Annotated in this window: 7 protein-coding genes; 3 read left to right on the forward strand and 4 right to left on the reverse strand. The window is 64.6% G+C overall.

The window, feature by feature from the left end; all coding sequences use genetic code 11:
• Positions 1 to 1,140, reverse strand: coding sequence for a polyprenyl synthetase family protein (locus ACYP01_RS18795; RefSeq protein ID WP_080961139.1), 1,140 nt, complete (start codon positions 1,138 to 1,140; stop codon positions 1 to 3).
• 170 nt (positions 1,141 to 1,310) lie between these two features.
• Here ACYP01_RS18795 and ACYP01_RS18800 point away from each other — a divergent pair, with 170 nt between their 5' ends.
• Positions 1,311 to 2,300: a methylenetetrahydrofolate reductase gene (locus ACYP01_RS18800; protein WP_003941803.1), complete on the forward strand. Its 990-nt coding sequence runs from the start codon at positions 1,311 to 1,313 to the stop codon at positions 2,298 to 2,300.
• 49 nt (positions 2,301 to 2,349) lie between these two features.
• Here ACYP01_RS18800 and ACYP01_RS18805 read toward each other — a convergent pair whose 3' ends face one another.
• The 3 genes from ACYP01_RS18805 to ACYP01_RS18815 form a co-directional block, all read right to left on the reverse strand.
• On the reverse strand, positions 2,350 to 3,144 hold the full coding sequence (locus tag ACYP01_RS18805) for an LppM family (lipo)protein (RefSeq protein ID WP_064444269.1): 795 nt from the start codon (positions 3,142 to 3,144) through the stop codon (positions 2,350 to 2,352).
• 70 nt (positions 3,145 to 3,214) lie between these two features.
• A complete protein-coding gene (locus ACYP01_RS18810) occupies positions 3,215 to 4,813 on the reverse strand; it encodes a phytoene desaturase family protein (RefSeq protein WP_042452826.1) in 1,599 nt (532 codons plus the stop codon).
• Complete coding sequence (locus ACYP01_RS18815) at positions 4,810 to 5,415, reverse strand: GNAT family N-acetyltransferase (protein ID WP_003941672.1); 606 nt, start codon at positions 5,413 to 5,415, stop codon at positions 4,810 to 4,812. Before ACYP01_RS18815 ends, ACYP01_RS18810 begins: the two co-directional genes overlap by 4 nt.
• Before the next feature lie 147 nt (positions 5,416 to 5,562).
• Here ACYP01_RS18815 and ACYP01_RS18820 point away from each other — a divergent pair, with 147 nt between their 5' ends.
• Complete coding sequence (locus tag ACYP01_RS18820; protein ID WP_223304500.1) at positions 5,563 to 6,114, forward strand: SAV_6107 family HEPN domain-containing protein; 552 nt, start codon at positions 5,563 to 5,565, stop codon at positions 6,112 to 6,114.
• 237 nt (positions 6,115 to 6,351) lie between these two features.
• Positions 6,352 to 6,798, forward strand: coding sequence for a DUF3040 domain-containing protein (locus ACYP01_RS18825; protein WP_003941660.1), 447 nt, complete (start codon positions 6,352 to 6,354; stop codon positions 6,796 to 6,798).
• The last annotated feature ends 113 nt before the right edge of the window (positions 6,799 to 6,911 follow it).

Below are 6,911 nucleotides of genomic sequence, written 5' to 3' on the forward strand. Positions count from 1 at the left end.
TCAGTAGCTTCGCTTCGTGGCCGCGATCGCCATGTCGGTCAGGCGAGCCTTGGACTCTGCCGTTGCCGTGCTCGAGTCGAGGGCGTTCGCAGCTGCCTCGACGAGGGTGTCGATCTGCGTTTCGACGTCGGTGACGGCGCCCAGATCGGTGATCACCTGGCGCAGAGTGTCGACCTCGGTGTCGGTCAGCTGCGTGCCGATTCCGTTGCGGAGCAGTTCTGCTGCCGCCGGATCTGCGGCGTCGGCGCGGGCAAGCGCCATCGCGAACAGGACAGTTCGCTTACCGGCGATGAGATCGTCGCCCGACGGTTTGCCCGTGACGGACGGATCTCCGAAGACACCGAGCAGGTCGTCGCGAAGTTGGAAGGCGATACCGATGTCCGTGCCGAAGGACCGGTAGGCATCGACCAACTCGGCGTCCGCACCGAACAGCGCGGCGCCGAGGTGCAGTGGGCGTTCGATCGTGTACGCGGCGGTCTTGTAGCGGTTGACCCGCATGGCTGCCTCGACGGTCTCGTCGCCTCGGGCTTCGTTGCTGATGTCGAGGAATTGGCCACCGAGCACCTCGGTGCGCATTGCCGACCAGACCGGGCTGACACGTGCGGCCGCCTCGGGGCTGATCCCGGATTCTCGGATCATGTCGTCCGCCCAGGCCAAGGCCAGGTCGCCGAGAAGAATGGCGACGGCCTCGCCGAAGTGCGCGGAGTCGCCGCTCCACTCCTCGTCTCGGTGCTGGTCCTCGAATTCGACGTGAACGGTCGGGAAGCCGCGCCTGGTCGTGGATGCGTCGATGATGTCGTCGTGGACGAGCGCGCAGGCCTGCACCAGTTCGAGGGCGGCGCACGCACGAATCACCGCGTCTGCGTCCTTCCCGTTCGGGTCGCCTCCGGCGCCGAGCCATCCCGTCCAGGCGAACGACGGTCGGACGCGCTTTCCTCCGCGCAGGACGAAGGCCTCGAGGGTGCTGACGGCCTTCTCGTATCCACCGCCGATGTTCGTGACGAGTTCGCGGCGTGAAGCGAAGAAGTCGCGGAGCGCTGCTTCGAACAAACCTGGCAGTTCGAGTGAGGTCGGATGCGGTGCGGTGTTGGTCGAACTCTGTCCAACGCGCGCGGTTCCTGCGGACAGGGTGGCCTCCAAGATCGGTATGTTCTCGCGCCGGATGGTTACACGGAAGCGAGCTTGGGGCCCAGCTTAGTAGGGGCTGGAATCAACGGCGGGTCGGGCCGTGAACTGCGCGATCCTGACATTCGGGATACGCAGTACTGGGCGATGAGCTTGTTTGCAGCTGGAAAACATATGCTTGACCGGTGACATTCGATCCAGTCAGGGGCCGCTCCAGCGAGGGGTGGGCCACCCGAACACCGTCGATCGTCGATCGGATCGCTTCCTCGACAGGTAGCCGTATTCCGTTCTCGGTCGAGTTTTCGCCGCCGCGTGACGCGGACGCCGAAGCGCGCCTGTGGCGTGCGGTGCGTACCTTCGAGCGGCTCGGACCGGCGTTCGTCTCGATGACCTACGGCGCAGGTGGCTCGACGCGCGATCGTACGGTGCGTGTCACCGGCGAACTTGCCGAAGAGACGACCCTGCTGCCGGTTGCTCACCTGACTGCTGTCTCACACAGCACCGAAGAGCTTCGCGCCATGGTCGGTGCCTACGCCGATCGTGGGATCAGCAACATCCTCGTATTGCGCGGCGATCCGCCCGGCGATCCGCTCGGCGAGTGGAAGAAGCATCCCGAAGGCGTCGAGTACGCCGAGGAACTCGTGCGGATGGTCCGTGACCTGGGCGACTTCCACGTCGGCGTCGCATCGTTCCCCGAGGGGCACTACCGCGCTCCGGACTTGGCATACGACACGAAGTACCTGGTGTCGAAGTTGCGTGCCGGCGCAGAGTACTCGATCACACAGATGTTCTTCGACGTGGAGGACTACCTGCGTCTTCGTGACCGGGTGAGTGCGTACGACGCAGAACAGGGCGCCAAGCCGATCATCCCGGAGATCATGCCGGTGACGTCGCTGCGCTCGGTGCGGCGCATGCTCGAGCTCTCGGGCTCGTCGTTGCCCCCCGCTCTCGAGCGTCGATTCGACGCCGCGGCCGGAAGCGGTCCGGACGAGAACCGTGCAGCGGTCCGCGAACTCGGCATCGATCTGGCCACCGAGATGGGTGAGCGGTTGATCGCCGAAGGCGCTCCGTGCCTGCACTTCATCACGTTGAACTTTGCGCGCGCCACCAGTGAGGTCCTCGAGCGACTCGGTCTCACTCCCGACACTTCGGTCGGGACAGCACAAGCCGTCTGATCTCCGGTTGCCCCGCTCGACACCAATCGAGGGGGGCAATCGTCAGGCGCTATTTCGTGGTGTTTTTCGGATTCTTGTTGTCAGCTTGCTTGCTGGCAGGTGATTTCGTGACAGGCGTCTTCATGACCGGTGCTTTCGCGGCCGGCGCGCGCTTGATCGGTGCTCGATTGCGCGCCATCCAGGCCATCGCACCGACGACAATCGCGACACCGAGCGCCAGCCCGGCCATGATTCCTGCCCACCCGGCGAAGCTTCGGGTGCTTGGGTCCGCGTAGTTGACCTCGGCGCGCATCGTGGACACCTCGCCGGCGGGCAAGGTCCACGACACCCGGGAATCGCCGTCTCGTGTTCCGTTGGTCGTGCCGACCCGTGCCGGGAAGGCGATGCTGACCTGGACGTCGGCGCCCTGAGTCGGAACCGTCTTCAGGTCTGCCTTGCCGTCGAGCGTGACGGTGTCCCCGGATCGCTTGAGGGTGATCTGGAACGACCCGGACCCCTCGGCGTACATGGAGCCCAGTTGGGCGACGTCACCGAAGGACAAGTCGCTGAAGAACGCCTGGCTGCCGACGTACCCGTCCTTCTTGTACTCCTGAACCCGTATCTTGTCTTCCAGCGACGAAGGTGGGGTCAGCTGCGGACCCTTGTCCGCCTCGTTCGCCGGAATAGCGGCAGCTACCACCTGTCCGGTCACACGATCGTTCGCGGACACTCCCATCGACACCTGCACGCGGATGCACCCGGCAAGCAAGGGAACAAGCATGAGGGCGAGCGCGGCAACCGTCAGGAAACGTTTCCGACTGGTCGGCTTGGCGGCGGGATCGGTGGACTGTTGCACAGTGGTCATCGTGCCAGCCGTGGCGTAGCCAGTCATCGAGGCGGGGGCGTGTCGGCGGGTGAAGTTCGGCGGGTGACCTTCACGACCTGCTCGAACGACGCATCCAACGACGAGTCGCGCCCCGGCGGCTGTCCGACAGTGCGATTCGAGCCGCACTGCGACCGCTGGCTCCGGACACACCGCCACCGGGATGAGTCGATGCTCCGGTCAGATACAACCCGTCTGCTCCCGGAACACGATGGCCGGACAGTTCCGGAAGCGGTCGCCACAACATCATCTGATCGAGTGACATCTCGACGTGCATGACATTTCCGCCGATCATCCCCAATTCCGACTCGATGTCCCGGGGAGTCTGAATGAACCGGTCGAGGACGGAATCGGCGAACCCGGGTGCGAAAGCCTCCATCTCGCCGACGATCCGGTCGGCCTCCGCCTCGGCGACCGATGCCCAATCGCGATGTCCGCTGAGGCGATACGGTTGCCACTGCGACCACAGTGTCACCTGATGCCGACCGGCCGGGGCGATCGTGGGATCGATTCCGCTGAAACTCATTCCGAGAACCGCAGGGCGAGGAGGAAGTTCCCCCGCCAGTGCTGCGCCGTGTGCAGTGCGCAAGTGTGCGCGATCGGAGACGAGTAATTGCAATCCCGAGGTACTTTCCCGTGTCGTGGCGTCGCCGCGGTACGACGGAAGCGCGGATGTCGCCAGTCGAAGTACCGCGCCGATGCCGGGGCCGACCCTGATTTTCCGCCGCCAGTGATCGAGCGTGGTTCGGTCGAAGCCCCCTCGGCCCAGGAGGTCGAGCGTGGTCAGGATGTGGCACCCGGCGATTACCTTGCGAGCGTGAACTTCTCGACCGCTCTCGGTTGTGGCGGTCCAGTGACTCGAGTTTCGACGGATCGACGTCACGCCGTCACCGAGCGCGACCGTGGCGCCGTCGACAGCCATCCGGGAGGCCAACGCAGCACTCAGTGCGCCGCTTCCACCGACTGCTCGCCCTGGCGGCAAGACGTGCATGAGGGCCGCGAAGCCGACCATCGGAGCGGTTCCCGGTTCCGACATCGCAGGCCCGGACTGGGCGCCGAACCACGCAAGTGCTGCTTTGAGTGCCTCACTGTCGAAATACTCGTCGAGCAGTGCGTCGCCAGGCGCGAGGAACTGCCGAGACAGTTCGCTGTTGCCGCGTGCGGTGGCGAGACCTCCGAACGCACCGATCAGGTTCGATCCGGTGGGCGGTGCGGAAAACGCTTTCATGACATGTCGACTGCGCTCCGACCAGACCGCGACGAATCGCCGGTAGGAGTCGGCGTCCTTTGTCCCGCATGCTCGTTCGATGGACCAGCAGGTTGCGTCGAGGTCGCGGTGAAACACGATGCCCGGCCCGTCGGTGCCCGGGGCGGGCGGCGCGAACGCCCACGGGTCACAGTCGATGTAGCGCAGTCCGTGCGCGCCGAGTCCGAGTTCCTCGATGATGCCGCTGTGTCGGATCATGAGGTGTGCCGACGACCCCCGGTCCACCTTGTATCCGGGAAATCGCTCGACGGTCGAGACGGCGCCGCCGAGAACCGTGTCCTTCTCCAGAACCTCGACCGACCAACCCTCGCGTGCGAGGTAGGCGGCCGATACGAGCGCGTTGTGTCCGGAGCCGACGACGACGGCGTCGAGAAGCGCGCTCACAGCGGCAGTCCACGGCCGAGGACTGCGAACGGCCGGTTGTCGCCGGCAAAACGAAATCTGCGGAGCACGTCACGAAAGCCGAGGCGACGGTACAGCCGCCAGGCTCGGTTGTCCTCGTCGTACACCTCGGGTGTCGACAACAGAACACTGCGTTCGGGTCGATCGACGAGGAGGTGGCGCAAGAGCGATTCGCCCAACCGGTGACCTTGTCCGTTCGGATGCACGTGAAGTTCGGTGAGTTCGAAGTAGTCGCTCAGAATCGCGTCGATCTCGCTCTGGGGACGACCCGAGCGCCGAAGCCCGTGCAGTACCTGTTGATGCCACCACTGGTCCGGGCTCCCGCGATACCCGTAAGCGATCCCCACCAGCGGCAGATTTTCGTGTGACGGTTGCTGAGGAACCGCCAATGCGCCGACTGCCTTCCAGCCAGGCCGGTTCGCGTGCTCCTGCCACATCGGTGCGCGATGGAACTCGGTTCCTCGCGGATAGTCCATCGCGGTGACGTACACGGCCAGTGCCTCGTGGAGTCGACTCGCGAATTCTGCGCGATCGAGGTCGACCGTATGTGGTGTCCAGGCGATCTGCGGGTCGACCGGTCTCACCTCTTCTCTTGACGGCGTGTCGGTGGGTGCAGTTATATTGAATAGGTCGAACAGATGTTCGATGTGGGTGATCCGGAGATGCCCGAAGGGAAGCGGGCATCTCCGGCCCACCTGGTCTTGGATCCTCACGGTGCAGGAGGTGCCCCGATGTCCGAGCGTGTGAAGCCTGAACGTGTGAAGTGCCAACGAACTCTTCCTGCCGAGTTGTCGAGTCCGTCGGATGCCGCAATTTCTCGATTGCCGATGTCGGCGAGGCGGTCCTTCGGCGCGAGGGACGCCAGCGACCGCACTGCTCGAGTGGGAAAGTCCGGTGTGGCGTGGGGGCTGCTCCGGAAGGCGGATGCGCTTCTCGAGGAAGCGATTGGGGCGGGCGATCCTGCCGACCGGTTCCGGTGTGCCTACCTGGCGGCCCTACGTGGTGCCGGGGCAGTGTTGGCCGCAGCTCCTGCCGGTGCCGGCTCGAAGCGCAAGCGAAGCGGAAACGCGTGGGTTCTGATGGACGCCGCAGCGCCCGCGTTCGGAGCGTGGTCGAAGTTCTTCGCAGGGTGGTCCTCTACGCGTGCGGCCGTGGAAACCGGCGTGTCGATCGTGATCACGGACTCCGATTCCGACGCATTCTTCGCCGAGGTCGGCCGTTTTCTCACGGCGGTCGAAGATTTCATCGGTCAGGACGCGTCCGAGCATTTGCGAGCGTCGTGAACAAATGGTCCGTGTCGGCAGTTGTTTCCGGGGAATTTCCTGGTCCGCACAGGCAAATGGAGCCGAATCGGGGCCCTTCGACACGAATACGTACGCTTGTGGCGGAACTCGTACCCGGAGTTGGTGGTCCGAGACCTAAACTGCTCGTATTATGAAAACAGGTAATCGTCCAACTTGATTACCCGCCGCCTCACACCGTGGGGTGGTTGCCAAACTTCCAGTGCCGGGGGAGGTACCGTGCCACTCTCCGAGCACGAGCAGCGCATGCTCGATCAGATCGAGAGCGCTCTCTATGCCGAAGACCCCAAGTTCGCCTCCAATGTGAGGGGCGGCCGTATGCGGGCGCCGTCGAGTAGACGGCGGTTCCAAGCAGCGGCTCTATTCGTGCTGGGTCTGGTCCTGCTGATCGCGGGGGTTGCACTCCCGCTCAAGCCGGGCGGTTTTCCGATCATCAGCCTGTTCGGTTTCTTGTTCATGTTCGGCGCAGGGGTGTTGTTCCTCTGGGGTGGTGGACGTAAGTCTGCGCCGGCCGCCGACTCCGCTTCCGAAGGTGGCAATCATCCCTCCGGTCCGCCGGGTAGGGGTAGTGCCGGCGGATCCGGGCGGGGACGCGGCCGGAAGTCCGGCGGCGGATTCTCGTCGCGGATGGAAGATCGATTCAAACGCAGGTTCGAGCAGGACTAGCTCTCCCGCCCTTCTTCGGGCGTACTTCGAGAGTGATGCAGTTCGGACGTGACGCCCTCTTCAGGGCACGGACGACCACACGTGTGGCGGTCGGCAACCAAGGTTGCCGACCG

The sequence above is a fragment of the Rhodococcus sp. no. 34 genome, assembly GCF_054589475.1.

What these genes read in the sequence shown, in the direction of transcription:
- ACYP01_RS18820 (WP_223304500.1), top strand. Translation starts at nt 5,563, where the DNA reads ATGTCCGAGCGTGTGAAGCCTGAACGTGTGAAGTGCCAACGAACTCTT.
- ACYP01_RS18805 (WP_064444269.1), bottom strand. Translation starts at nt 3,144, where the DNA reads ATGACCACTGTGCAACAGTCCACCGATCCCGCCGCCAAGCCGACCAGT.